Consider the following 26,152-nt stretch of genomic DNA (forward strand, 5'->3'; position numbering starts at 1 on the left):
AATTCCCCCATGAATGGGGGCTAGGGGGCTGAAGTGTCGAAGACACTTTTTTATTTTCCGGCCTTATTTTGGGCATAAGCTGGCAGTCCTTTGGGGGAGACTGTCCGAAAACTAATAAGTTGATGAATTAATCTAATAGGTAGATGCATTCGCAAATTAAGCGAGTGATTTTCATAAAAATAATGTACCTTGAAAACTGAATAAAGCACACAAATTATCTCCTAATAGAAGAATTTTTCTCTCAAATGAGATAAATATGCGTACACGCCTATTGTAGCGTTCCGCTTCTGTATTTGTATAATCTGCTGCCCCCAATACAGTTTCTTTCATTTCTTTATCCATATTCCCGCTTTTCCTTTCTCCATTTAGGATTTCCCGCAGGTCGACTTCATAATAATCTGATAGTTCAATCAAAATATCTAAGTCTGGCATATTGTTGCCGTTTTCCCAACGGGATATTGTTCTGTTTGATACATGAAATTTTTCCGCAATTTGTTCTTGCGTAAGTCCTTTTTGCTTACGGAGTTCTTTTAAGAATTTTCCAATTTTTTCTTGATTCATTATTTTCCTCCTTTCAGAAAAATCCTATCAGAACTGCCGGATAAAGAACAGGACATAAAGCGGGAAATGCCTTACTTTACTACCCGACAAGGTGTGTCTGCCACTAATTATTCGTGCATTTTCATTTACCGCCGGATTTGAAGTTATCGAACTGAATATCTGCGGGTATATAATTACCGAATTGTCATTTTTTGTGCAGATAAAATATATCAACCGTTTTATAACTATTACTATTTTTCATAAATACATAAGCACTGACCGTCATCCGTATATACTGCAAATTTATCAAATTGCGGAGTAACAATATAAAAATCCTCCAACAATCCATCAACTTCATTAAGTACATCAGTTATAGTATCTATATATCCTTCATAAACCCAACCTTCAGAAAGAATTAAATAAACCTTTTTATTCCAATCATAAGATAACCGTTCTTTTATTTTTGCAAGCATACCTTCCCAACCAATCATTTCACTAACACAATCTATCTCTTTCAGTTCCTGCCTAAAATGCAGTCAACAATAACTTAGTTCAACTTTTGGGTACTTCTTATAATCTACAAACGCATAATAAAATCTGTTTATAATCTTTTGATAGTTTGTTTTTGAATATTCATAAAACCGTTCTCTGTCAACTGATTTTTCCTTTATTATTTCTTCAATTTCAGCCCGAATCCAATATTTCACAGGCTTATCTTTCAAAAGTTCTCTCCAATTCTCCATTTTTTCGCCTGCCTAAACAATTCCGCTTTTAATTTGCCTGCGCTGTTAAAAGCCCTGTCATAAGTTCCGGATTCTCTGTTTCATTTGTATCCCTAATCAAATCTCTTATTGCAAACGCTTTTTCTTTCAATTTTAAGGAAACGCTTTCATCAGCGCTTCCCTAAATGGAACATATTACTTGGGTTCAGCTTCCTCGCTGAGGGGCTTATAGTTGCTGTCCATATAGTTCTTTTTCCCGAAAGGAACGTAATTTTCATCCAACAAAATCAAGTTCCCGTTTCCCAAATCAGGGAACTGCCGCGCAACCTCCTTGAGCACTTCCCATTCATCTCTGGTATTTTCTTTGTTGTCCTCCTCAACCTGTCTTAACGCTTCTTGAATAGACTGCTGATCTGCCGTTCCCCAATAGAGCGGATGGGGCTGGAAGGAAGAATGGTAATCGCCGCCCTCATAGCAGAAAAAACAGGAGCAGGGGATTTTTTCAAATAGAATTTTTTGCGCCCCGTCAAGCTCCTTCGCCTCCAAACAGTAGCACCCATTTACGGTTGCCGCGCCATACCGCGCGGTCATGTTTGCGATTGCCATGATGGTGAGGGGTTCCGTTTTCACGATCATGCCGGGAACCAAAAGCCCTTCCTCGTACATTTCCCGTAAATATTCGTCAGAAAATTTTCCGACAGCCCGCCATAGGAAAAACAATGCAAGAAGAAAACAGATAACGGCGGGAATCCAGCTTTTAAACAAAGAAATTCCTGCCATGCACAGGAAGCACACGCAGATTATTGCGGAATTTCTCCGCTTTTTAACGACGGCTTTTATTATTTCATCTTTCTGCCGTATCCGGCTCACATCTGCGTGGATGCCTGATTTTACACTTGCCTCAAATTGTGAATAATCGACCATTTTTTCCTCCGTTTCTTACGTTTCTGTAGGTTGCTGATATTTTTTATAGATATATTCAGTAAAAATCCGATAAAAACAATATACATTCCAGACCACCCAGGTTATTTCCCACTTGTGTGATATTACAGAAATCATCAAATAAAGAACAGCAACAGTAATAGTAATAGCAATCATCCAATTCGTTATTTTTTTCTTCTTGGTTAGTTCATTAGCTGATACTTTTACAACATCTGACAACAGACTTTCATATTCGATATCAACGCTGTTTTCTGTTCTTTCGCCCTTGAATAATTCTGCTATGGTAATTCCCAGGGATACAGCTAATGGTTCAATAAGGGATACATCTGGAAATCCTATACCTCGTTCCCATTTTGAAACAGCTGCACTTGATACCCCAATTCATTTGCTAAAGCCTGCTGCGTGCAATTTGTTCTTTCCTGATAGCAGCAATCAGGCTGCCTGTTTTTTGAGCGTTCAATATTTTCACCTTCTTTCCGAGTTTATAATATCACGAGAAACACCATATTCAAGAAACGCTCCGTTGAAATGTTAAACGCTGCATTGGATTTACGCAAAATTAATTTCCCCTTCTACAATCCCCCTTGCACAAGCATGTATGTTATTCATACTTCCTGTCCGTTCTGTATTCAAATAGAGCAAAAACTTGAAAGAAACTAAACACGACAGCAATGAATTTTCTGTTTTTTGAATCTTAATTATCTTAAATATTTAATCTTTTTAGCCATTATTATCTATTGCCAGAATAATTTCATTTCTCCCAGTACAACTTCCCGTCTGTTGTTGCGTTCAGTTTAGCATATTTATAGAATATCTACAAGATTCCGTGTATGAAAAAGCAAAAAGAATAAATTCTTCACTTGACAATGTGGCAAAGAGCTTATGGGGGTTGAAAAGACAGGGGCAGCCCTCATGCCGGAGGAAGCAGAACGGCTTGCGGCATACCGCCGGAAGAAAGCCGATCAGCAGAGGGCAAGGCGGGAGGAAAAGAAAAGCGACCAGCCGAAAAAGAAAGTCAGTTAGCGAGAGAAGCCCCGCGCCGGGAGAAACAAAAGAAGCATTGTGGAAATGTGCATAACTGGCTATGGAATCATGGATAACTCTGTTTGCAGGACATGGAAAAGCTAAAGTGCATCTTTTTCACATCCTTCAAACAGAGTTATCCACAATTCCATAAGGCAGCCAGTTATACACATTACCACCAATGCCGACTAGTACGGAATCCCTCTCACACCTATATCTTTTTTAAATATCACAAACAAGATAGATTTAGAGATAGCGGAATGATATAATTTGAATGTATATATTTCATCATATTTCGTCAAATTCCGTTCAGAACTATACTGTCAGTAGAGTTAAAAGTCCCGTTTTATCCAACTCTACCGTTGGTAGGTGTTCATTTTTATGCCGGATTTATATAATTTACTGCAAGCAGGAGGGCTGAATGATGAATCAAATTAAGATTGGAGCTTTTATTTCCGAATGCCGGAAAGCAAAAGGCTGGACGCAAAGCCAGTTGGCAGAAAAACTTGAAATAACCGATAAGGCTATTTCAAAATGGGAAACAGGACGGTCTATGCCGGATTTGTCTTTGTTTATGCCTTTATGCACTCTTTTAGACGTTACTTTGAATGAACTATTTGCGGGCGAGTGCATTGCAGAAGAAAAATTGAAAGAAAAAGCAGATGAGGTACTTATGGACGTGATTGCAAATTGGTTAGGACACGATAAATGGGAATCAAAAGAAAGTGATACAACCTCCGAAAATGTTTTGGAAGTTGAAAATGTTTCCAAACTCTATGAAACAGAAAATAATTCAGTATTAGCTGTAAATGATGTAAGTTTTCAGGTACCACACGGCAGCTTTGTTGGAATTATGGGGGCTTCCGGTTCTGGGAAAACAACATTGCTTAATTTAATAGCCACAATAGACAAGCCAACATATGGGACGATACGAATAAGCGGACAGAATATAGTGGATATACCAGACGAAGCTACCGCAGAATTTCGCCGCAGACATTTAGGCTTTGTTTTCCAAGAATACAATTTACTTGAAACTTTGACTATCTATGAAAATATTGCGCTTGCTTTGACAATTAAAGAGGTTTCCAAAGAAAGCATTCGCCCAACAATTCAAAGTCTATCTGAAAAGCTGGATATATCAGCGATATTAGATAAATTTCCATATGAGGTATCGGGAGGGCAACGGCAACGCTGCGCCTGCGCCCGTGCTATCGTGGTAAATCCAGATATTATACTTGCGGACGAGCCTACCGGGGCATTAGATTCCCACGCTGCCAGACAGCTTTTAGACACCCTTGCCATGCTTTGTAGAGAGTACAGCGCAACAATATTGATGGTCACACATGATGTCATGGCAGCCAGCTATTGTGACAGGATTTTGTTTATGAAAGACGGCGAAATAAAAGCTGCCTTAAACCGGGAACAGGAAAACAAACAGACCTTTTTCACAGACATTTTGAAGAAAATAGAATGGATAGAAGGAGAAAGCCATGATGTACTTGAAATTGTCAATCCGTAATGCCAAGCGGTCTTTTATAAATTATCTTTTATATGTTGTTACCATGACCGTCCTTTTGGCGATTATAGAGGTATCTAATTGTATTACCATTATAGGAGAATCAGCCGGTTTTCAAGTGATTTCTCTGCCATTGTTGATAGCAGCCATTCAAATAGTTTTAGTTGGATATATAGACACTTTCATGCTAAAGCATCGGGCAAAAGAGTTTGCAAGTTATTTATTATTAGGTATGGGAAAAAAGAGCTTAACCCGGTTATTCCTATGCGAAGTTTTGTTGATTGGTTGTTTCTGCTATATAGCAGGAACAACAATGGGATTTTCCATATATGGATTTTGGTATTTCCGTGAGCCATTGCACGAAATGAAACACTGCGGATTTCTTTATGGTAGAAGTATGTTATATACGTTTCTGTTTTTTTGCCTTATTGAAACAGTGTGTTCTTTTCAATTGAAGCAACGCTTAGACAAGCTGCAAATAAGAGAGCTGATGTATGAAAGAAACCGCAATCAAGGCATAAAAAATATAGGAAACTATAAAAAATGGGGCATTATTTTCTTTTTATGTTTTGTGTGCTTCATTGGTTGCGTTAGGAGCATTGTTTTTTTGCCGGAAGTTTATATTGTTTATCCCGTATCTGTTATAGCAATCCCTTTGCTAATATCTGTTTTTGCTTTTTACAAATGGGCGTTTGGCTATTTATATGCGTACAGGCAAATGAAATCCGTTAGGATATATCAAAAAGACAGGCTATATATTACGGCAAATGTAACATCAAATTTCAAAACGGCTGCTATGGTTAATGCTGTTTTTTGCATATGCTTTTTGTTTTCTGGGGCTTCTTTTGTAACTGGAATACTGATATTGCAGCCGGAATTTCAGCTTTTTGATACGGCTATGCGCCAGTGGATGGGAACTTCACAAATAAGTATCTGTATCGTGTTTCTGGTTATTTATTTTTCGATATTATCTTTGCAGCAGATTATAGAGATTAGGCAAAATTCAAAAAGCAATCAGATAATGCGCTGTATGGGAAAAAGCGATAAGCAGATAGCAAGACTTGTGAATCAGCAGATAGCAATTAAATTGTCCTCTCCAATGATAATGGCTTTATTGATTATTTTATTCTGCATACCGTTACTGAATGGAAAAATGAACTTAATATTGCCAGCTTCTTTGAATAATATTATGCTCAAATTAACTGGTGAGTTTGGGGCGTGTATTGTAGTTTTTTATATTTGCTATTTCGGGATTGTAAGTGCTATGAGCAGACGTTATATATATCCCTCTGATTAAGAGCTACCAAAGCAATTGAAAAAACTAACAACAGTAGATAATTAAAGGGCGACAGCTTAAAGAGCCATTGCCCTTTGAATTATAAATGCAACCATAAACCAAGTATAGCCCCATGTGGGAGAAAGGGGGAAATTTCTATGGATTGCACAGAAGCATACAAGGAACACATCATGTATTCTTTCAATGGCTTTTGCAAAGTCGTCATACGCTACGCCGCTATCAACGCATGGCGCGACAGGAACAGGCGGCAAAGAGAAATATCCTTTGAATACCTCACAGAAGAAAAGTTCTATCCTCTAAGCACATCAGACGAAGCTCTCAAATCACCCTACGAACAACACCCCGTTACAATCTGCGGTCAGACAATCATATTCACCAACGGCGAGCTTGCTGCAGCCCTTTTATCTTTGCCGGAGAAAAAGAGGGCGATCAGTTCTGTAAAGAGCATTTCCCTGGATGCCAAGCCCTTGTATGCACCCACCTGGACGGGCATAACCACAGCGGCAACATTCATGTGCATATCGTAATCAATTCTTTGCGGATTGCGGAAGTGCCGCTACTGCCCTACATGGAAAGACCAGCGGACACAAGGGAGGGCTGCAAGCACCGCTGCACGGACGCAGCTATGGAATATTTCAAAGCGGAAGTCATGGAGATGTGCCACCGGGAAAACCTCTATCAGATTGATTTATTGCATGGGAGCAAGAACCGGGTTACCAAGCGTGAGTATTGGGCGAAGCGGAAAGGACAAGCCGCACTGGACAAAGAGAACGCTTCCCATGCCGCAACGGGAGAGCCGCCCTAACTTACGAAGTTTGAAACCGACAAGGAGAAGCTGCGCCGCTCTGTCCTCTGCCCTCTCTTTTGAGGACTTCTCTGGGAAGCTGCTACAACAGGGCGTGACCGTCAAGGAGAGCCGGGGGGAGGTTATCGTATCTCACGCCGGACAGGACGAAGCCAATCACCGCCCGGAAATTAGGTGATGATTTTGACCGCACCGCCGTACTGGAAACACTCACCCAAAACGCACAGAATGCCGCAAGAGCCGCCGAAAAGCCCACACCCAAACAGGAATACCCCAGCAGCATAAAAGACCGTTTACAGCGGAATAAAGCCGCCATAAACGCCCCGAAAAATGACGGAGTACAGCGCATGGTAGACATAGCCGCCAAGAAAGCCGGGGCAAGGGGAAAGGCTATGAGAAATGGGCGACTTTGCATAACCTAAAGCAAATGGCGGCAACTATAAGCATTTACGAGGAATTCGGCTTTTCTTCCCCGAAGAACTGGAAACCGCCCTTGCCGCCGCCAGCGCGGAGCTGAACAGCGTCCTTGCCAAACTGAAAGACGTGAAAAGCGCTTTACGGGAGAAAAAGGACTTGCAGAAACAGTTATTAGCCTACATCAAGACCAAGACCGCCCGTGAGGGATTGCGGGCGCAGAAAACAGAGAAAGTCCGTAAAAACTACCGGAAACAGCACGAAAGCGAGTTTATGATTGCCGAAGCTGCCACCCGGTATTTTAAAGCAAAGGGAATCCAAAAGCTGCCAGCGTCCAAAGCCTTACAAGCGGAGATTGAGCAGCTTACGAGGGAGAAAAACAGCCTTTACAACGAGTACCGGGAAAAGAAAGAGAACGTCCGGGAATTGCAGACCGTAAAGAACAATATTGACCAAATCCTACACCGTGAGCTGGAACGGGGAAAGGGGCGGGATAATGGACGGTAAATGCCCATATATGGACTACCCACAGCACAGAGTCGCCCGCCGCCTTGTACATGAGTGCTGTAATTATGATAACGGCAACTGCATTATGCTGGATGGGGCGACTGCATATGTGTGCAGAGTATCAGCCATTCGCTTCTCTGCCGCTGGTTTATCTCTGCCGTACTTCCCCTTGACTGGAAACTGGAAGCCGCCCTACTCCACTGGGCAGAACTAAAATGCTGTACCGAGTGCGGAGGTCAGTTTCTCCTCAAATTGAACCGGGGGAAATACTGCCCGGATTGCGCCGGACGCATGAAAAGAACCCGCGCCGCACAGCGCAAGCGGAAACAGAGGGGAAAAAGTCACGCTTTAGAAAATACAGAACTCCCGTAAATCAAGGCTTTCCGGCTGCTGCTCAACGGGTATGTGATACATTTATCCTTTACCCCCAAAAAAGCCGTTTTAAATGCGTAACAGAAGCCACAGACAGGAGGTGAGAACAATAGCTGATTATATGACCGCTGATACAATCATACCGCCCTATCTCCCCTACCCCCCCACTTTCTGCTGAAAATGGGTAAGTGGAAGAAAGCATTCTGGGTGCGGGGAATATTATGTGGAAACAGTCGATAATATAACAGATGAAGCGGTTCAGAAATATATTAAAGAGCAGGTAGAAGAGTCACGCAAAGAAGATATGCGAAGTACCGTTTTTTAGCGGACCAGTAAAAATGCTTGCGACACCGCCCTTTTGGGCGAGCAGAAAGAAAGCCCTTTTTAGGGTTTCCGGCAAACCACCAGTTGAACTGGTGGTTGCTGACTTGGTGCGTTGAATGTTTTGGTAGGCAAATCCTCAATCGCTAAATTACTCAAACTTCCCACACCATTTTGGTGTGCTGAACCTTGAAAAATCAATACTTTAGCCCATAAAAAAGGCATAAACCACTTGCATGTGGTATAATTGAGTTGTCCCAAAACAATTACACAGCAAGGAGATTTATGCCATGTCAAGTATACCACATAATGTTGAAAACGGAAATGAAATTTCCAATTCTGTCACAAATTTTATGAAAGAATTCCAAATCGGACAGCTTTTTTTCAAATGTAATGCCGCAAAAGTGAGGGGAATCCCGGCAATCGAAGTGTTTCGATGCCTGTTCTGCCTCATTTTTTCGGATCGAAGCATGTATATGCAGAGGAAAACGGGTGTATTTGACGGCTCTTTCTGTAAAAACACGGTTTGCCGTTTCCTCAATAATCCAGGGATCAACTGGCTTCGTTTTACAACACTGCTTTCCACTCGGATCATCAATGTCTTCATGAAGCCCCTTACAGATGAAGAACGCAAGGATGTTTTCATCATAGATGATAGTCTCTTTGACCGTTCCCGTTCAAAGAAAACGGAGCTTCTGGCGAAAGTCTTTGACCACTGTTCTATGAAATTCAAGTACGGTTACCGCATGCTGACCCTTGGATGGTCGATGGAAACTCTTTTGTTCCGGTCAATCACTGTCTGCTGTCAGTGACCGATGATAATAATCTGCTTTGCGAAGCCGCGGATTTCGATGGTCGCTCTCTTGCGGGGAAAAGACGGAAACAGTCCAGGAGAAAAGCAACAGAAGTTATGATTGATCTGGTCAAAACAGCTCAGTTATCAGGATTGTCTGAAAAATATGCGCTGTTTGACAGTTGGTTTTCATCACCGAAGACCATTACTGCCTTAAAAACAGACTGCGGATTGGATACAATCGCAAGGGTTAAGAAGAGCAGCAAAATCAAATACGGTTACCAGGATGGCAGATACAACATCAAAGAAATCTATAGACAGCGCAAAAACGCAGAGGACGCTCCAAGTATCTGCTTTCCATTGATATAACCGTTGGTGACGAGGCGATTCCGGCAAAAATTGTCTGTGTCCGGAATAAAAGCAGGAAAAAGGACTGGCTTGCCATTATCTGCACGGATACAACCATTTCAGAAGAAGAAATCATCCGTATTTATGGAAAACGCTGGGACATTGAGGTGTTTTTCAAAGCATGTAAATCCTATCTGCATCTGGTAAAGGAGTGCAGGAGTCTCTCCTATGATGCATTGACAGCCCATGTATCCATTGCTTTTGCACGATATATGATGCTGTCTGTTACGCAGCGGTGCAATGCCGATGACAAAACGATATGCGAACTGTATTTCCTCCTTATGGACGAACTGGATGATATCACTTTCAGCCAATCTATGAGAATTATTGTAGACGCACTTATAGAATCTGCTATGGAATACTTCCATATCACTGAGCGGCAGCTGGAAGAATTTACGTCCAGCTTTGTTCAAAGACTGCCAAAGTACATGCAAAAAGCATTGGAGAGTGGTTCCATAGCTGCCTGATTACTATTTTGTGAGTTAAAGTATTGATTTTTCAAAGTGCAAATCCCATTTTAATGTGGGAAGTTTGAGTAACTAAGTTGTAACATTTTTCTGGTATAATAAAAATAAAAAAATAGGTGGTTTATTGAAAATGGTCGAATTATTTTATGCTGAGGATGACGCTTATATTGCAGGTGCTGTAAAAAAATATTTGGAACAGAAAAACTTTAAGGTAGTAATATATAATACAATTTCAGAGGTCAGACGAGCTTTGGAAATTCATGTGCCAACGGTTATTTTGTTGGATTGGAATATGCCGGATGGCCGTGGGGATAGTCTTTGTCAATGGATACGTGGCAGATGGAAAGAACTGCCGATTATTTTCCTTACGGTCCGGGATGATTCTCATGATATTGTTTCAGGTTTTCAAAATGGTGCAGATGATTATGTAGTAAAGCCTTTTGAATTAAGCGTATTGTATTCAAGGATTCAGGCGGTACTTAGAAGAACGGGCAATGTGGCGGTGCAGTACCTGTCCTGTGATGGGATCAAGATAGATTTAAACCGCAGGACAGTTACTTGTGGCTCGGAAGAAATAGATTTAAGCGTATCAGAGTATGAGCTGCTTTTGTACCTCTTGCAGAATAAAGGAAAGACTGTTACCAGGGAAAAAATCTTAGAACAGGTATGGGATGTAAATGGAAACTACGTGAATGATCATACATTGACAGTTACTATGAAACGACTGCGGGACAAACTGCACCAACCGTCCTGTTTAAAAACAATTAGAAGTGTGGGATACCGTATGGAGGATACCATATGAGCGGGCGAAAAAATTTAGTGATTCTCTTTGGATTTGTGGCAGCCGTTAGCCTGATTTCTTCTGCTGTTACGGTAATGCTAATTTCCTGCTATTACAGCAGGCTTCAATTTGATTTGGTAAATGTGATCTGCGGCGAAGTGCTGGAACAAGAGCCGGAAATGAAGCATATCGTTTCTGCTGCATTGAAAGAATATACGGGTGGAAATGCCGATGGTGTTGCAATGGGGGATGTATTGTCCGTTTTAGGATATGACATATCTGATTTTTCTGATTCTTCCGTTACATATGATATTATGTTCGCAATAACAGGGTTCCTGGCAGGAATTGTTCTCTTTGCTATTACTTATACATTCCGTAACAATACAGAAGCGAAACGAATAGAAGAGCTGTCAGATTATCTGGAGCAGGTTAATATGGGAAAAGCGGTTGTCCTCTCTGTTTCAGGAGAAGATCTTTTTTCCAAGCTGGAAGATGAAATATATAAGACTGTGACATTTCTTTATCAGACAAAGGATGCGGCGGTACAGGCCAAAAATGATTTTGCCGAGAATCTATCCAATATTGCACATCAGATAAAAACTCCTATTACCGCCATTTCTTTATCACTGCAGACATTATCTGAAATGCCGATGAAAAAAGAATATGAAAAAGACAGGATAGAACAGATAAAGAAACAGTTAAACAGACTGATTCATTTAGAAGAATCCCTGCTTGTATTATCCCGTCTTGATGCAGGTGCATTGATGTTTCAAAAAGAAGATGTGGATGTTTTTACTTTGCTTGTCCTTGCGGCAGACAATTTGCAGGAATTATTTGCAGATTCCGGCACTTTCATTGATATTCCGGAATCAGGGGAGATGGCAGTGACAGCCGATTTAAACTGGACTATGGAAGCGGTTATAAATGTAATGAAAAACTGTATGGAGCATAATGCGGGTGGAACAGTCCATTGCTCTTATGGGCAGAATCCGCTATATACAGAAATACTTATCTGGGATGAGGGGGACGGATTTGCCAAAGAAGATATTCCGCATCTTTTTAAACGGTTTTATCGGGGAAAGAATGCAGATGCGGGCGGTAATATCCGTGGAAGCGGCATTGGGATAGGCTTAGCATTGTCAAAAGAGATTATAGAACATCAAAATGGGACAATAAGGGCTAAAAATCTGCCGAATGGCGGTGCATGTTTTGAAATCCGGTTATATAAGCAATAAATTTAATATCAATTCTGTTGCAGTTACTAAGTTGTAACTTTCATTTAGTACAATATAGCTTGTAAACAGTTTGCCTGCAGGAACAAAGTTTACAAGCTAACGGGCAGCTTTGCTGCAAGCGTAGAAATTCAAAACATCCAAAGGAGGAAACTAAAAATGAATATCTTAACATGCGAGGGAGTTCGCAAAATGTATGGCTCCGGCAATAATCAGGTGGCTGCACTGGATGGAATTGATCTGACGGTGGGCAAGGGAGAATTTGTGGCGGTTATCGGAGCGTCCGGTTCAGGTAAATCCACATTGTTACATATTCTGGGAAGCGTGGATAAACCTACAAGCGGAAAAGTTACAATAGACGGAACGGATTTGTCAAAACTGAATCAGACACAGGCAGCGATTTTCCGCAGAAGAAAAGTGGGTTTGGTGTATCAGTTCTATAACCTGATTCCAACACTTACCGTGCAAAAAAACATTCTTATGCCGCTTGCCCTTGATAAGAAGAAACCAAATAAAGAGTATTTTGAAAAGATCGTCCGTTCGCTTGGAATTGCTGAACGGCTTGAAGCCCTGCCAAACCAGTTATCAGGCGGGCAGCAGCAAAGGGTTGCCATAGCTCGTTCCTTGATTTACCGCCCGGCTCTGCTTTTGGCGGATGAGCCGACTGGAAATCTGGATCAGAAAAATTCCAAAGAAATTATTGATATGCTGAAATTATCGAACCGTAATTTGGAACAGACGATTGTGTTGATTACCCATGATGAGAAGGTGGATTTAGAAGCAGACCGTATCATAACCATAGAGGACGGGCATATCATAAGCGATGAGAAGCGGAGGTAATGGGTTATGTGGAAAGATTATTCATCAGGCTATATTAAAAATAACCGTTCATCGGGCATGTCTGTTATGATAGCGGCATTTATATCAGCTTTGCTGTTATCGCTGCTCTTAGGGTTATTTTATAACGCATGGAAGTACGAAATTGAAAGCATTGAACAGGAAGAAGGAGGCTGGCAGAGCAGGATTGTCGGGGCATTTACCCAGGAAGATATGGAATCCATAAAGAATTTTGCCAATGTCAAAGATGTCGTCATCAGTGAAAAAGGAGCGCAGATTCCGGAACCTGTGATAGATATTTATTTTGATGACATGGGGGCTGTCCTCGACGATACGATGCAGATAGCCAAAGTTTTGGGCGTTTCATCAGAAAATGTTATTTATAACCATGAGCTTCTGGCAATGTACATGATACGTGATCCGCAGGATACTGCGCCAAGACTGCTTTTTCCGTTGTTTATACTGATAGTCGGAATTGCATCTTTTTCGTTAATTATAGTAATCCATAATTCTTTTGCAGTGTCTATGAATGCAAGAATCCATCAGTTTGGTATTTTTTCCAGCATCGGAGCCACACCAAAACAGATACGCTCATGTCTTTTGCAGGAAGCGGCTGCATTATGTATTCTGCCGATTTTAATTGGGAATCTGCTTGGCATTTTAATCAGTATGGGGATTATACATATGGCGAATGATTTACTGGGGAGTGATGTGGCAGGCAGGCATGATGCAGTCTTTGGCTATCATCCGTTAGTCTTAGTGGCGACACTTCTTTTGACAGTGGCGACAATATGGATTTCCGCATGGATGCCAGCCAGAAAATTAAGCAGACTGACGCCGCTTGAAGCGATTAAAAATACAGGCGAGTTACAGCTAAAGCGTAAGAAAAAATCTCCGCTGCTTACCTGCATTTTTGGATTGGAAGGAGAATTGGCAGGTGGAGCATTGAAAGCACAGAAAAGAGCCTTACGGACAGCATCGCTTAGTCTGATATTCTCTTTTCTTGCCTTTACTATTATGCAGTCCTTTTTTGCACTTTCAGGAATCAGTACAAGGGAAACTTATTTTGAACGTTATCAGGGTGTTTGGGACATTATGGTTACAGTAAAGGACACGGATGTGGATTCTTTTAGTGAGGCACAAAAATTACAGGAGATTTCCGGAATAAGAAGCGCTATTGTATATCAGAAAGCAATGGCAAAAAGAATCATTGCAGAGGATGAAATAAGCGAAGATATGAAGTCCTTCGGCGGTTTTACTGTAGCCGGGGATAATTATGTGAGGAAGACGGATGGGGGATGGCTTGTAAATGTTCCCATTGTCATACTGGATGATGCAAGTTTTTTAGCGTACTGTGAACAGATTGGCATCATGCCGCAGCTTAATGGGGCAGTCATATGGAATCAGATACGTGATGTTACAAATCCGGATTTCAGGCATCCACGATATATGCCCTATGTGAAAGGGGAAAATGCAGTAAGCATTTTAAGACAGTCCGGCAAGGAAGAAATGACAGCAGAGGTCCCGGTTTTGTCCTATACGGAGAAAGTGCCTGTTTTAAGAGAGGAGTACGCAACGCTTGATTATTATGAACTGGTGCATTTTATTCCCGTATCTTTGTGGAAAGAGATCAAGGGGCAAATTGGAGGCAGCGAGGAGGATGCCTATATCTGTATGCTTGGCAGGGAAAATGTGACAGCAGGGGAATTGGATGCTTTGCAAGGGCAGGTAGACAGCCTTATTGCGGGAAACTATAAGACAGAAAGTGAGAACCGTATTCAGGAAGCAGCAGCGAACGATAAACAGATACAGGGAATGATGACAATCTTTGGCGGTTTCTGCGTCCTGCTTGCGGTGATCGGCATTGGAAATGTGTTTTCCAATACGCTGGGGTTTGTTCGTCAGAGAAAAAGGGAATTTGCAAGGTATATGTCTGTTGGAATGACACAGGGTGAAATCAAAAAAATGTTCTGCGTGGAGGCGCTTACCATTGCAGGGCGTCCGATTTTAATCACCCTTCCACTTGCAGCTGTTACAGTGGGGTATATGCTGAAGATAAGCTATGTTGAAGTGGGGACATTTCTTGCCGAAGCTCCATTCATTCCGATTATGATTTTTATGCTGGCTATCTGGGGAATTGTGGCATTTGCATATTATCTTGGTTGGCGTAATATACGTAAAATCAACTTAGCTGAGGTTTTGCGGGATGATACAATGATGTAAAATGCGATGAAATATTATGAAAAAAACGGAATGGATACGTTGCCCTGTTTGCGGGAAAAACAAGGAACAAGATTAAAGAGGATACAGTTTTTCTATACTTTCCGCTCTGCTGTCCGAAGTGTAAACAGGAAAGATTAGTGGAAGTAAAGAAATTGAAAGTAAATGTCATCAAAGAGCCAGACGTATAGACGCAGAGCCGATGAACTTGTGAGTAATCACAGTTTGACGGCTTTTGCTTTGGAAGTATCAATTCCTAAGAAATGCTCCATATTGCAATGCAATTCTTTTTTAGACAGGATTGCAATGCATTTTGTCTGGAGCAGCGGTATCACCTGCATTTGGATTGTAGAAAGGAACAAAACAAAAATGAAATTAAAAATGCACAGGCATAGAATTAGAGAGATAATTAAATTCAACAGCATATTGTACACATCAAGGCGTATCGGAATGAAGGTTAAAACTTCAATGCGATACATCTTTTTTAATGGTGCAAAATTTGTCTGATTTTAGATTTTACAGACAGCAGCCTATTATTCCGTGTCTACATTCTTGAATACATTTACGAACAATACTATAATTGAGTAAAGAGTAATTATGCAACCAAAAGTTGTGAAAAAGCACGATGAAGTTGGTAGTGTTTTGAGAGAAAAACACATGAAATAAAGCTATAAAAACACAAGGAGGCTATTACGATGACATTTGCTGATAAGTTACAGAGTTTATGAAAAACCAAAAAATTATCTCAAGAGGATTTAGCGGAAAAGTGTGGAGTGACAAGGCAGTCTGTTTCTAAATGGGAAACGGGGTTAGGTTATCCCGAAACAGAAAAATTGCTAATTCTCTGCGATGTTTTGAATGTGAATTTGGATTATCTATTGCGTGATATAAATGATACTCCCCATGAAGATAAGATGCAAGAGCATTTGTTTTCTTTTGGCTCTTATATCGGGAAGTGGTTACAGATTTTTTTGAAGGACAAGGAGTTTAACGGCTTTTATTGTGTTGGTCTTATATCCATTCAAAATACACAACTTTTGGTTATCAGTATTTCTAATGAAGTTGTGATAGCCAAAGATATGAAAGGCAATAAGCACACTATCCAAATGTCTGATGTCTTATTCATTAAGGAGTGTCAATGAATTTATAGCAAATCCAGCCGAGCCAGTCAACGGCAAGTAAATGGGCTGCGCCCACTGTTGCCAGCCCCGTCTGTCCTTGCTGGTGGGTATTTAGGGGCGACAGCAAAAAGTGCTGCCACCCTTTCCCATAATCAAAGAAAGGGGGAGTTTCCATGACTGAAGAGGTGGAAACGGGAAATCTCCCTTGAATACTTGAACGAAGAAAAGTTGTCCCATTAAGTGCCACAGACGAGTATTTTCAAGTGCAGGACTATGGCGAAACTTATCCGTTCTCTGTCCGGGGCAGACGATACTTTTAGATAGCCGCTCCCTTGCGGCGGCTCTTACCCGGCTACTGGAACAGACGCAGGAGGAAATTTTTTTGTATTACTTCCAGCACTTGACGCAGAAAGAAATCGGAGAACAAATCACAAGGGATTATCACCTGCTGGACAATGGAGGGGCGCTATGAGGAAAGGCAGTTACTTACCTCTGTGGCATTTGCTCTTAAAGAGAGGAATGACTAAGAGCCAAATGCGTATTGAAACATGGCTTACCACAAATGCATTTGCCAACATGAACAAGGGGCAGCACATCTCTATGGAATCACTAATACGGATTTGTGATGCGATGGATTGCAATTTGAATGATGTGGTGGAGCTGGTTAAGGCAGAGGAATAACAAAATATAGTTACAGTAACAGGGAATTGCGGATAGATGCAGTTCCTTTTGTTTTGCAGTGATTTAGTCCTTAGACTGTTTCCTTTTCGCACTGTTCCGGCATTTTTTTGCATCAGATTCTAAGATTTCAGACTGTCCAAGCATATCTGCCATATCATCAATATTCTTTTCGGTTGGTTTAATCTTTAGAAACTGGCTGAAAATGTAAGCAAGTTTTTGTGTGGAAGTGCCTGCAAAGTTTTCAGCTTTTTCAAGAATTTCTTCCCAATGTTCGGTTATGGTCTTAGGAGGGGCAGAATCAAGACCGTCAACATATATCTCCAAGTCAAGCATGAATTTCCGGAACTGTTCATGGGTGATAAGTTCTGACAGGAGCAGCATGTTGATTTTTTGGTCTTCGAGAAGTGTCAGGACAGTGTCGCTCAAGTGCAGAGCTGACAGGGCAACGTTGTCAAGCTGTCTGTTTTCAGTCAGACCAAGCAGATAATCTGTTGATACTTCATAGAATTTTGCTAATTCGATGATGTTCCTATGGGGTATTTCTTTATAATCATCAGATTCATAAGAGCCAAGTGTGGAGGCAGGAATTTTTGGCTGCTGTGACAGTGATTCTAAGGTCATTCCCTTTTCTACACGCAAGTCTTTTAGGCATTCCTGCATGCTTAATTGTGTTTTCAGAGATAAATCTCTTCTTTACGAAAACAGAATACCACACAAATAAGGGGATTCCTACCGAAAATTTCCAGCATGATAGAAAAAATCTGTTTTTTGGAAAATTTCTGACATGGTGGATATACAGGAAAGCAGGTCGTTTTGTTAGATAATGACGGTACAACTAAATGACTGTCCAAGCTGATATAAACCGCCAAGACCATTTTAAAGTAATATGAGCGCCAATATTGGACGACACAGCGCCAACAAGGGTTGCATGTCAGGAAGCAGCAAGGGAAGAACAGCAATGATAGAAATTGCCTAAGATTGAGAATATTTATTTGGTGCCGGAAGGGTACCGTTAAATTGGATTGGCGCCAGTTCGGTACCGGAGAAAGGAGCATGGAATGAAATTATCAAGATATGAACAGGAGGTTGTAATCAACTTTAATGCAGATGAAAGCGAAGCAACGGTTTACACAGCTAATCCGGCGCAGATACGAAAAATGGATAAGCTGTGTAAAGAGTTTCCAGAGGTAATAAGGTTAAAGTCATGGACGGAAGTGAGTAAGACTTATGTTTTACCGAAAAATCTTGTCAGGATTGGGAAACCCAGAACATTGAGCGAAGCGCAGCTTAGACATTTACAAGATATGCAGAATAGAGTGTGAAAGTTTACTTAATTAGAGAAGTTAAGGAATGAGGAAAATGCGGAATTGTATCTGTTCTGTTTGAATGATATAATGTATAGCATATTAGCAATTTTCGGGAGAACAAATAATGCCAAAATATAAGATTTTAATAGTTGATGATGAACAGGGCATCGTCACTATGTTGAAGGACTACTTTGAATTTCATGGATATCTAGTATATACAGCTATGAGTGGGGCGGAAGCTCTTAAGGGCATCAATTCAAATCCTGATATTATTCTGCTTGATATCAATATGCCTGACATGGATGGACTTGAAGTGTGCAGAACAATCAGGGATCATGTATCATGCCCTATCATTTTTTTGACTGCAAGAATAGAAGAAACGGATGCAATCATTGGGTTTCAGTCAGGTGGGGATGATTATGTGATAAAGCCTTTCAAGTTAGGCGAGTTAGGGGCAAGGGTAGAAGCGCATTTACGTCGTGAAAACCGAGGGGATTCCGGTTTGTCAGCAAAATTTATTGACAGCCTTGCTATAAATTATGACAAAAGGCAGGTGTCTTATCAGGATAAGGTGGTACCGTTAACAAAAAAGGAATTTGATATTGTTGAACTGCTTACAAGGAATCTGGGGCAGGTATTTGATAAAGAAAGAATTTACGAAGTGATCTGGGGATATGATGGTGATGGGAATAGTTCCATTATCGTAGAACATATACGGAGGATCAGAAAAAAGTTCATGGAGTGTACAGGGAAAAATTATATAGAAACAGTTTGGGGGATAGGGTATAAATGGGAAAACTGAAAACAGTTTACAAAAATCTTCCTTTGAAAAAGGCTTTAACCATTACAATCATGGGTTCTCTTTTCGTCGCTTTTTTAGGAGCGATGACGATATTATTGGCAACACGTCCAAGCTACTATGCTCTTGTGGCGGAAAACCGGGAAAATCCGGCTATGTATTGGCATGATTTCTTTTGCATATCAACTGTGGGTATATATGTTTGTGTTGTAATCATCGTAGGAGCGTATATTTTCTATAGATTTAAACTTTCCGCTCCGTTAAAGGCATTAACGGAGGGAATAGAGCAGATAGCCGTAGATAATCTGGATTTTTCGGTACAGTACGATGCAGAAGATGAATTAGGAACACTCTGCGGGTCTTTTGAACGGATGAAGAATGAATTGCAGAATAATTATAAGAAGATATGGCGTATGACGGAAGAACGCAGAAAACTCAATGCAGCCTTTGCGCATGATTTACGCACACCGCTTACGGTATTGCAGGGATATACAGATTTTTTGGAAGAATATATCCCGTTTCCTGAAAAAGAAGATACAAAATTGCTGGAAACGAACCACATGATGGCATATTATATTAAGCGTTTGGAAGATTATGTCGAAGTTATGAATACGATCCCAAAATTAGAGGATACACCCGTCAAAATACAGACTGTTTCAATAGACAGTTTTATGAAAATGTTAGATGACAACATAAAATTGACAGCTAAGGAATATGGGAAAGATATTTCGGTTACAAATGAAATCCATCTGCAGGAGGTTCAGGGTGATATTTCCCTGATTTTCAGGGCGTTGGAAAATGTTATGAGAAATGCCTGCCAGTATTCTGAAAACAAAGTTTCTATGCGTTTGTATGAGCAGAATCAATTACTTTCTTTTGAAATTATAGATGATGGGGTAGGGTTTAGTCCGGAAGCATTGGAGAAGGCGCTAAATCCTTTTTATACTTCCAGACAATCCGGAACTTCTCATTTTGGTCTTGGATTGAATGTATGTAAAATTATATGTGAAAAACATGGTGGCGGCATTACGATTAGCAATATTCCAGATTCAGGCGCCAGAGTACAATTTTCATTTTTGTTGGAAAAGTAGATACTTTTGTGATATTTTTCATTTACACTCTCCTTGTATTACTAAGGAGAGTTTTTATTTTCTCCAGAAAATAACTTGTGAAGGAGTACTCGTATATGGAAAAAATACTATCTGTATCAGGATTGCAAAAATCTTACGTTACAAAAGGGAATACCTACCCTGTGCTGAGAGGTGTCAGCATGGAGATGGACAGAGGTGAATTTGTTGCGGTCATGGGACCGTCCGGCAGCGGAAAAACGACACTGCTGAATCTTGTGTCAGGTTTTTTATCAGCAGACAGTGGTAAAGTGAAAGTGGGTTCTGTAGATATGCTTCATACGGGTAAAGAAAAACAGGCTGAAATCCGTTCCAGTATATTAGGTTTTATCTTTCAGGATTTTATGCTGATAGATGGGTTGACAGTGCAGGAAAATATTTTTCTTCCACAAATTATTGCCAAAAAACCTGCCGCAGATATGGAGGGAAAAACAAAAGATCTGCTGTGTGCTTTTGGCATTGAGGACATTTCCGGCAAATATCCGGGCGAGCTTTCCGGCGGTCAAAAGCAACGGGTGGCTATTGCAAGGGCTTTATCAAATGAGCCGTTGTTAATCTTAGCTGATGAGCCGACTGGCAATCTTGATTCCAAGTCAAGCAATGCTGTCATAGAAGCGTTTCTATTTGCCAAGGAACAGTTGGGGGGCTACAGTTTTGATGGTGACACATGATGCGATTGCTGCTTCTCATGCGGATCGTGTGATTGCTTTGTCGGATGGAATGGTAATAAGGGAATTGGTACGTCAGAAAGAGCAGAGGCAGTTTATGAATGACATTCTGGAATTTTTGAAGATTGTGGAGGTGGGGCAATGACATTAAATGAAATCACCCGAAAACTGATCAGCCAGAATAAAAGCCGGTACATTCTTTTTGGCTTGTCAATCTGTTTTGCTGTTGCCATGGCCGGGGCTTATGGCGTTCTGCTTTTCAGCAGGGGTATAACCGATGTATTGATGACAGATGGATCGACTTACTTGATTTCGCTTGGAATGTATGGGATTACGATGATTGGTATTGGTGTTTTTCTTTTCTATGCTAACGCCATTTATATTCAGCTTCAAATGAGGAAAATTGGGGTATACCTTTCCCTTGGTCTTCCACCAAAATCTGTTGGTAAAATACAAAACCAGCAGCTTGACATCACATTTTTGATTGGAGGGGCTGCCGGGCTTGTTTTGGCTATTCCGTTCTCTTTTGGTATATGGTCGCTGCTGTCTTTATTTATTTCCTATACGGATGGAGCCTTTCGTGTGGGAGGGAAAGGGCTGCTGATTGCAGGCGGGTTATGGATACTGGCATGGGTTATCCTGCGTATCAAGAATGCGGTTCATATAGCAAGGTTAGATATAATCAAGATTCTGCGTGCATCATCTGAAGGTGAGGAGGTGAAAGGCTCCCGCCCGGCGTTGGGTATCATAGGGCTGACAGCCGTTCCTTTGGGACTGATATTGTTTAATATTACTGCGGTTATCTATTGGCTGAAAAGTTTCTCCGTTCTCTTTCTTGGCGTCAGCCTGATTGGAATGTATATTCTGACGGCACAGATTACTTCTATGGGCAGCATTATAAAGCGTTTTTTTCCCAACCCATATAGAAAAGGTATCTTGTTTTACAATCTTGTAAGGCAAAAAGGGAACCAATATACATTGTCCTTATTTGTTTCCTCACTGCTGATTACGCTTGCGGTATTTGCCATATGTTTTAATGGGAGCATTTTCCTGGAACTTTACTATTCAATCAAGGAAGAACCATATGATTATGCTGTTTTAGCTGGGGAATCAGGAGAGAAACTTGATGAAAACAGGATACGCTTCTTTGCAGATGAAAGAGGCGTTTCTTTAAGCAAATGGCATTCATTGGATATGCTTTTGCTGGGACGGGAGCATCAGTATCTGTTTCATGGCAGTAATACTGAAAATAGCAGTGAATTTCAAAAGGGACTTCTGGCGGACATTGTAGCAATAAACAATGGGGAGATATTTGTTAGCTGGCAAGATCAGGTTATTAAAGACAAAATGGAGCGTTATGAAGATATTTATATCCCTTATGATGGGAACGAACTATATGCTGCCCGCTGGTGGGAATTTTACCCTTATGTAAAGCAGACGGAGCTTGATGTCCAGATGGAGGCAGGCGCAGTTTATCTGATCCTGATTTTCTTTATTGCCATTATTTCTTTTGTGTCAGCAACTATGATAATGGGATTAAAAATTGCAGGAACTATAATGCAGGATATTGAGTGCTACAAGAGGGCGATGTATCTTGGGCTAAAGGAAAATGACCTGAAAAAGATTATCAGGAAACAGATAGGGCTTATTTATTTTTTCCCTGTAATTTGCGGATGTGTCACAGCTTCATTCATGATAAACCGTTTTATGGAAGCATCTTCTGCAACACGCATTTCTGAAATAACACTGGTTGCCATAGGATTATCCCTTGTGGTATTCCTGATACAGCTTATCATATTTTTCTTCCTTCAGAAGAAATTGGTCGTTTCGACATCAAAGATAGTATATAAAGGCAGGTGACAGGATTGGAATATACGATACAGACTTTTGAGTTATGCAAAAAATATGAGGGTCGTTCTGTTGTCCAGAATGTATCCATGCACGTTCCGAAAGGACAGATATATGGACTGTTGGGCAGGAATGGAGCTGGTAAAACTACAATTATGAAAATGGTGCTTGGACTGGTGAAAAAAGATTCCGGATCTGTGACCTTATTTAATCAGGAAATGGCAGGTTATCAGAGTGGGATTTATGACCGTATTGGAAGCGCGATTGAATCCCCCGGTTTTTATTCAAATCTGACAGCAGCAGAAAATCTATTGGTTTTCTCAAGACTTAGGGGAAAAGTGGATAGAATTAAGATACGCAATGCACTTGATGTCGTAGGGCTTCCGTATCAGGATAAGAAGATATTTTCAAAGTATTCATTAGGAATGAAACAGCGGCTGGCAATTGCTAATGCAATCGTAAATGACCCTGAACTGCTTATTTTAGACGAGCCGACAAATGGGCTTGACCCTATTGGCATAGCAGAGATGCGGACGCTTATACGGAAGTTAAGCCATGAATATGGAAAAACCATTTTAATATCCAGCCATCAGCTTTCAGAGATGGAGCAGATGGTGGACTGGGTTGGAATTATCCATGAGGGCAGTATGCTTGAAGAATGCTCTTATTGGCAGCTAAAGGAAAATGAACATTCGTATATCCGTTTGGTTGTGAAAGAACCAGAACAGGTAAATGAGTACTTGAAAAATGATCTTTCAATTGAAAAGATTACGAGACCAGAAGCATCTGTCATAGAGATTTATGATTTGAAATACGGTACTTTAGAATTGAACAGCAGGCTTTTTGCTGCAGGCTTTGCAGTAGCTGAGATTTCTAAATGCCAAAACAGTCTGGAAGATTATTTTAAGGAATTGACAGGAGGTGCCGGCATTGCATGATGCAATTTGCTCTGAAATTATAAAATTCCGCAGGAATAAAATGGCATGGGTGGGAACTTTGATCATTGTTACAATTCCGCTTTTTATGATATGGAATCGTTTGCTTATTGACCCACAGAAAGAATATATGGAATGGCTGATGAGCTTACTCATGTTAAATACCCTCGTATTACCTATTGTAAATGGATTTGTAATCACTTCGAGTATGCAAAGGGAATATCAGGACAGAACCATACGGAATATCCTGACAGCTTCAGTATCGAGAGAAAAATTCCTGACAGCTAAATTAGTTGTGTGGTTTTTGTGGTATTTAATATCATTTTGTTTGTCTGAGGTGATAGTGATAGCAGGCTGTTATGCTCTTTTTCCCATTGAATTTACAACAGGGAATATGGGGTATGCTTTATTTTTATTTACCCAGAACAATTTCTTCTCTTTTATTGTAGGGATTCCTATTTTTTTGATATGTGTGAAACAGCAGGCATTGTTTTATCCTTCCATGCTTGCCACATTGGGAAGTGCAGTATTGCAGGCGGCAGGACTGCAAGTTTCAGAAGAACTGATATTGCCAGCTTGTGTATGCCCTTGGACAGCAGTATCTATTTCGGGCATAGTTGGATTTGGTACACATTATTATTGGATATGCTTTGTATCAATAGTTCTGTGCGGATTAGCTGGTTTTATGGGAGTTATTATCTCTTTCAATAATCAGGATCAGTAGATAGGCTGGGCGATGGAATTATAAATATTAGATATTAAGGCGGGAAAGCGTTTGTTGGAGGAGCATCAATGAAGGCTTTTCTGCTTTTAAAAATAACGATATGATGTCATTCCCCACCAATCCTGCCCTCGTTTCAGATGCAGTTAAATTCAGAAATGGAGGACAGGATAATGACAGATAAGGAAGATAGGACAGTGCGGCAGTTTGTACGGTTCTGCCGCACCGCCTTGATGTATGAAAAAAAGAACTATTACAACGAACAGAAACACAGGGGAGAACGGGAAAAACATATTGAGATGTTTTCACCAAAACAGTCGGGCATGGTTGAAAAAATATTTGATACATATCATGCTGATTATTTTTCAGTCATGGGACATGAAATAGGCATAGTTGACGGTGATTTGGCACAGGCGTTAAGAAAACTGCCGGACAAAAAATACAGATTGTGTTACTGTATTACTTTGCTGGTCTGGGTGACAGGGAGATTGGCGAAATCTATGGCACAGGAAGAAGTACCATTTGTGACCAGAGGAACAATGCCATAAAAAAGCCGCGGCTGCTGATGGAGGAAAGGCATTGCGGAAAATAAATACAGCGGCGGGGACATTACCTTTGAAACATTGGAAAAAGCGGTGTCGGGAGATTACAACGCCATGCAGGAAGTGATAAGACTGTTTAAGCCATACATGACAAGACTGAGTATTGAGGACGGCAGATTTAACAATAAACTCTTTGAAAGACTTGTGCAAAGGCTCGTGTTTATTGCATGGCAGTTTTATATGCATTACAGTGAAAAATAATCGGGCGTGATGAAATGTAGTCGGGAGACATTCGGTATATGAGTGTCCCTTTTCCGATGCCCGTTATTCAGATCATTATTAATGGCGTTAAGGGCAAAGAGGAGTGAGAAAATGAGTAAAAACAAACCAACACACAGAGATGTGATTGATGCGGAATTAAAGAAAACAAAATCCGAACTTGTCATTGCAAAACATCGGAAAGCAAAGCTGCGCAATCAGATAAAAGGCATGATGGAAAAAGAACGCCGACGCCGCAGCATTGTTTTAACTTGTATCATCATTTGTATTTTGGTGGTATTCTGGCTGCTTTCCTACACCCGGACGGAAACGTGGCAAACCTATTTGCGTGCACTGGAGATTTCCATTGAAGATATCCGTAATATCATATCTGATAAAGTGCCATTGGTAGAAATTATAGAAAAACAAACTATTACAATCCAAACACAAATAGAGGGCTTAAATAAAGCAAAAACTATGTGTGAAAGAATGCTTGAATCTGGAAATGTCAGCTTTGATGAATTACAGGTTGAGTAATATGTAGCAGATTTGGATACTTATTGGAGTGATAATTAACCTGTTTTCAAACTGTATTCAGTTGGCTTATTGTATATTTGGGCAGCCTTATTACATGGGCAATTATTACATCATTATGTTTAATCATTGGAATATTATCATATGCGAAATTGCCATCTGAAATTCCTGTTCAATGGGATAATGGAATAGCAACTTCGGTTGTAGATAAAAAATTTATTTTTGTATATCCGTTAGCCTGTATCTGTATCCGTATTTTGTTAAGACCAGTTATCTATGTGAGATTTCTAATGAACTACATCTACGAAGAGCATATCGCGGAATATCTGTCAAACTATTTATGTTCTATTGCATAGTCAGGAACTGTCGCAAAATAAAATGTACTATTTGAACCCACGTATTACATAGTTCCAT

28 protein-coding genes and 5 pseudogenes are annotated in these 26,152 nt (G+C 40.6%); 27 read left to right on the top strand and 6 right to left on the bottom strand.

Annotated elements, in window-relative coordinates; all coding sequences use genetic code 11:
• Positions 1–171: 171 nt before the first annotated feature.
• The 5 genes from E5329_RS21705 to E5329_RS32635 form a co-directional block, all read right to left on the bottom strand.
• Positions 172–561: a helix-turn-helix domain-containing protein gene (locus E5329_RS21705; protein ID WP_330572288.1), complete on the bottom strand. Its 390-nt coding sequence runs from the start codon at positions 559–561 to the stop codon at positions 172–174.
• A gap of 230 nt (positions 562–791) precedes the next feature.
• Positions 792–1,031: a hypothetical protein gene (locus E5329_RS21710; protein WP_135991425.1), complete on the bottom strand. Its 240-nt coding sequence runs from the start codon at positions 1,029–1,031 to the stop codon at positions 792–794.
• Between the two features lie 45 nt (positions 1,032–1,076).
• Positions 1,077–1,283 (bottom strand): hypothetical protein, encoded by a 207-nt coding sequence (locus E5329_RS21715; RefSeq protein WP_135991426.1) that lies wholly within the window; start codon positions 1,281–1,283, stop codon positions 1,077–1,079.
• Between the two features lie 174 nt (positions 1,284–1,457).
• The gene (locus E5329_RS21720) at positions 1,458–2,186 is read right to left on the bottom strand and encodes a DUF3239 domain-containing protein (protein WP_135991427.1); all 729 of its coding nucleotides are present in this window, start codon (positions 2,184–2,186) and stop codon (positions 1,458–1,460) included.
• A gap of 15 nt (positions 2,187–2,201) precedes the next feature.
• On the bottom strand, positions 2,202–2,360 hold the full coding sequence (locus tag E5329_RS32635; RefSeq protein WP_408634684.1) for a WxxxWxxW domain-containing protein: 159 nt from the start codon (positions 2,358–2,360) through the stop codon (positions 2,202–2,204).
• A gap of 726 nt (positions 2,361–3,086) precedes the next feature.
• On the opposite strand from E5329_RS32635, the gene E5329_RS30015 reads away from it, so the two are divergent.
• From E5329_RS30015 to E5329_RS21805, 15 genes and pseudogenes are all read left to right on the top strand, one after another.
• On the top strand, positions 3,087–3,227 hold the full coding sequence (locus tag E5329_RS30015; RefSeq protein ID WP_168356719.1) for a hypothetical protein: 141 nt from the start codon (positions 3,087–3,089) through the stop codon (positions 3,225–3,227).
• Between the two features lie 421 nt (positions 3,228–3,648).
• Positions 3,649–4,746, top strand: coding sequence for an ATP-binding cassette domain-containing protein (locus E5329_RS21730; protein ID WP_135991428.1), 1,098 nt, complete (start codon positions 3,649–3,651; stop codon positions 4,744–4,746).
• Positions 4,718–6,040, top strand: a complete 1,323-nt coding sequence (locus E5329_RS21735; RefSeq protein WP_275443591.1) for an FtsX-like permease family protein — start codon at positions 4,718–4,720, stop codon at positions 6,038–6,040. The genes E5329_RS21730 and E5329_RS21735 overlap by 29 nt, the downstream gene beginning before the upstream one ends.
• 137 nt (positions 6,041–6,177) lie before the next feature.
• Positions 6,178–6,567 carry an RNA polymerase sigma factor gene (locus E5329_RS21740; RefSeq protein WP_275443592.1) on the top strand — a complete coding sequence of 130 codons (390 nt, stop codon included), beginning with the start codon at positions 6,178–6,180 and terminating at the stop codon, positions 6,565–6,567.
• A pseudogene (locus E5329_RS21745) lies at positions 6,465–7,766 on the top strand (relaxase/mobilization nuclease domain-containing protein); the annotation flags it as partial. The gene E5329_RS21740 and the pseudogene E5329_RS21745, both read left to right, overlap by 103 nt.
• Positions 7,756–8,138, top strand: a pseudogene (locus E5329_RS21750) (cysteine-rich VLP protein). The pseudogenes E5329_RS21745 and E5329_RS21750, both read left to right, overlap by 11 nt.
• Before the next feature lie 186 nt (positions 8,139–8,324).
• Positions 8,325–8,463, top strand: a pseudogene (locus E5329_RS32860) (transposase); the annotation flags it as partial.
• A gap of 286 nt (positions 8,464–8,749) precedes the next feature.
• Positions 8,750–10,127: pseudogene (locus tag E5329_RS32865) on the top strand (IS4 family transposase).
• Between the two features lie 130 nt (positions 10,128–10,257).
• Positions 10,258–10,929 (top strand): response regulator transcription factor, encoded by a 672-nt coding sequence (locus E5329_RS21770; protein WP_135991430.1) that lies wholly within the window; start codon positions 10,258–10,260, stop codon positions 10,927–10,929.
• Positions 10,926–12,143, top strand: a complete 1,218-nt coding sequence (locus E5329_RS21775; protein WP_135991431.1) for a sensor histidine kinase — start codon at positions 10,926–10,928, stop codon at positions 12,141–12,143. Before E5329_RS21770 ends, E5329_RS21775 begins: the two co-directional genes overlap by 4 nt.
• A gap of 156 nt (positions 12,144–12,299) precedes the next feature.
• Positions 12,300–12,980, top strand: a complete 681-nt coding sequence (locus tag E5329_RS21780) for an ABC transporter ATP-binding protein (RefSeq protein WP_135991432.1) — start codon at positions 12,300–12,302, stop codon at positions 12,978–12,980.
• Positions 12,981–12,986: 6 nt separating this feature from the next.
• On the top strand, positions 12,987–15,200 hold the full coding sequence (locus E5329_RS21785; RefSeq protein ID WP_135991433.1) for an ABC transporter permease: 2,214 nt from the start codon (positions 12,987–12,989) through the stop codon (positions 15,198–15,200).
• 71 nt (positions 15,201–15,271) lie between these two features.
• Positions 15,272–15,388: a cysteine-rich KTR domain-containing protein gene (locus tag E5329_RS21790; protein WP_456320035.1), complete on the top strand. Its 117-nt coding sequence runs from the start codon at positions 15,272–15,274 to the stop codon at positions 15,386–15,388.
• Positions 15,389–15,940: 552 nt separating this feature from the next.
• Positions 15,941–16,339, top strand: a pseudogene (locus E5329_RS21795) (helix-turn-helix domain-containing protein); the annotation flags it as partial.
• Positions 16,340–16,786: 447 nt separating this feature from the next.
• Positions 16,787–16,999 (top strand): helix-turn-helix domain-containing protein, encoded by a 213-nt coding sequence (locus E5329_RS21805; protein ID WP_135991435.1) that lies wholly within the window; start codon positions 16,787–16,789, stop codon positions 16,997–16,999.
• 63 nt (positions 17,000–17,062) lie between these two features.
• Here the strand turns inward: E5329_RS21805 and E5329_RS21810 are convergent, their stop codons facing one another.
• Positions 17,063–17,638, bottom strand: coding sequence for a helix-turn-helix domain-containing protein (locus E5329_RS21810; protein ID WP_275443594.1), 576 nt, complete (start codon positions 17,636–17,638; stop codon positions 17,063–17,065).
• A gap of 419 nt (positions 17,639–18,057) precedes the next feature.
• Between E5329_RS21810 and E5329_RS21815 the strand changes: the two genes are divergently transcribed.
• The 12 genes from E5329_RS21815 (at position 18,058) to E5329_RS32645 (ending at position 26,094) form a co-directional block, all read left to right on the top strand.
• Positions 18,058–18,321: a hypothetical protein gene (locus E5329_RS21815; protein ID WP_135991437.1), complete on the top strand. Its 264-nt coding sequence runs from the start codon at positions 18,058–18,060 to the stop codon at positions 18,319–18,321.
• A 109-nt stretch (positions 18,322–18,430) separates the two neighbouring features.
• Positions 18,431–19,108 carry a response regulator transcription factor gene (locus E5329_RS21820; protein ID WP_135991438.1) on the top strand — a complete coding sequence of 226 codons (678 nt, stop codon included), beginning with the start codon at positions 18,431–18,433 and terminating at the stop codon, positions 19,106–19,108.
• Positions 19,096–20,196: a HAMP domain-containing sensor histidine kinase gene (locus E5329_RS21825; protein WP_135991439.1), complete on the top strand. Its 1,101-nt coding sequence runs from the start codon at positions 19,096–19,098 to the stop codon at positions 20,194–20,196. The genes E5329_RS21820 and E5329_RS21825 overlap by 13 nt, the downstream gene beginning before the upstream one ends.
• Positions 20,197–20,291: 95 nt before the next feature.
• Positions 20,292–20,903: an ABC transporter ATP-binding protein gene (locus E5329_RS21830; RefSeq protein ID WP_330572289.1), complete on the top strand. Its 612-nt coding sequence runs from the start codon at positions 20,292–20,294 to the stop codon at positions 20,901–20,903.
• Positions 20,887–21,045, top strand: coding sequence for a hypothetical protein (locus E5329_RS31825; protein ID WP_330572290.1), 159 nt, complete (start codon positions 20,887–20,889; stop codon positions 21,043–21,045). The genes E5329_RS21830 and E5329_RS31825 overlap by 17 nt, the downstream gene beginning before the upstream one ends.
• The gene (locus E5329_RS21835) at positions 21,042–22,760 is read left to right on the top strand and encodes an ABC transporter permease family protein (RefSeq protein ID WP_135991440.1); all 1,719 of its coding nucleotides are present in this window, start codon (positions 21,042–21,044) and stop codon (positions 22,758–22,760) included. Before E5329_RS31825 ends, E5329_RS21835 begins: the two co-directional genes overlap by 4 nt.
• A 5-nt stretch (positions 22,761–22,765) precedes the next feature.
• Positions 22,766–23,686, top strand: a complete 921-nt coding sequence (locus tag E5329_RS21840; protein WP_275443595.1) for an ABC transporter ATP-binding protein — start codon at positions 22,766–22,768, stop codon at positions 23,684–23,686.
• Complete coding sequence (locus E5329_RS21845; RefSeq protein WP_135991441.1) at positions 23,679–24,407, top strand: ABC transporter permease; 729 nt, start codon at positions 23,679–23,681, stop codon at positions 24,405–24,407. Before E5329_RS21840 ends, E5329_RS21845 begins: the two co-directional genes overlap by 8 nt.
• A gap of 170 nt (positions 24,408–24,577) precedes the next feature.
• Positions 24,578–24,952, top strand: a complete 375-nt coding sequence (locus tag E5329_RS21850; RefSeq protein WP_135991442.1) for a hypothetical protein — start codon at positions 24,578–24,580, stop codon at positions 24,950–24,952.
• Positions 24,953–25,027: 75 nt separating this feature from the next.
• Positions 25,028–25,207, top strand: coding sequence for a helix-turn-helix domain-containing protein (locus E5329_RS32640; protein WP_408634683.1), 180 nt, complete (start codon positions 25,028–25,030; stop codon positions 25,205–25,207).
• Between the two features lie 111 nt (positions 25,208–25,318).
• Positions 25,319–25,741, top strand: coding sequence for a Got1/Sft2-like family vesicle transport protein (locus E5329_RS21860; protein ID WP_135991444.1), 423 nt, complete (start codon positions 25,319–25,321; stop codon positions 25,739–25,741).
• A 149-nt stretch (positions 25,742–25,890) separates the two neighbouring features.
• The gene (locus E5329_RS32645) at positions 25,891–26,094 is read left to right on the top strand and encodes a hypothetical protein (protein WP_408634685.1); all 204 of its coding nucleotides are present in this window, start codon (positions 25,891–25,893) and stop codon (positions 26,092–26,094) included.
• Positions 26,095–26,152: the final 58 nt, after the last annotated feature.

The sequence above is a fragment of the Petralouisia muris genome, assembly GCF_004793545.1.
Taxonomy (GTDB): domain Bacteria; phylum Bacillota; class Clostridia; order Lachnospirales; family Lachnospiraceae; genus Petralouisia; species Petralouisia muris.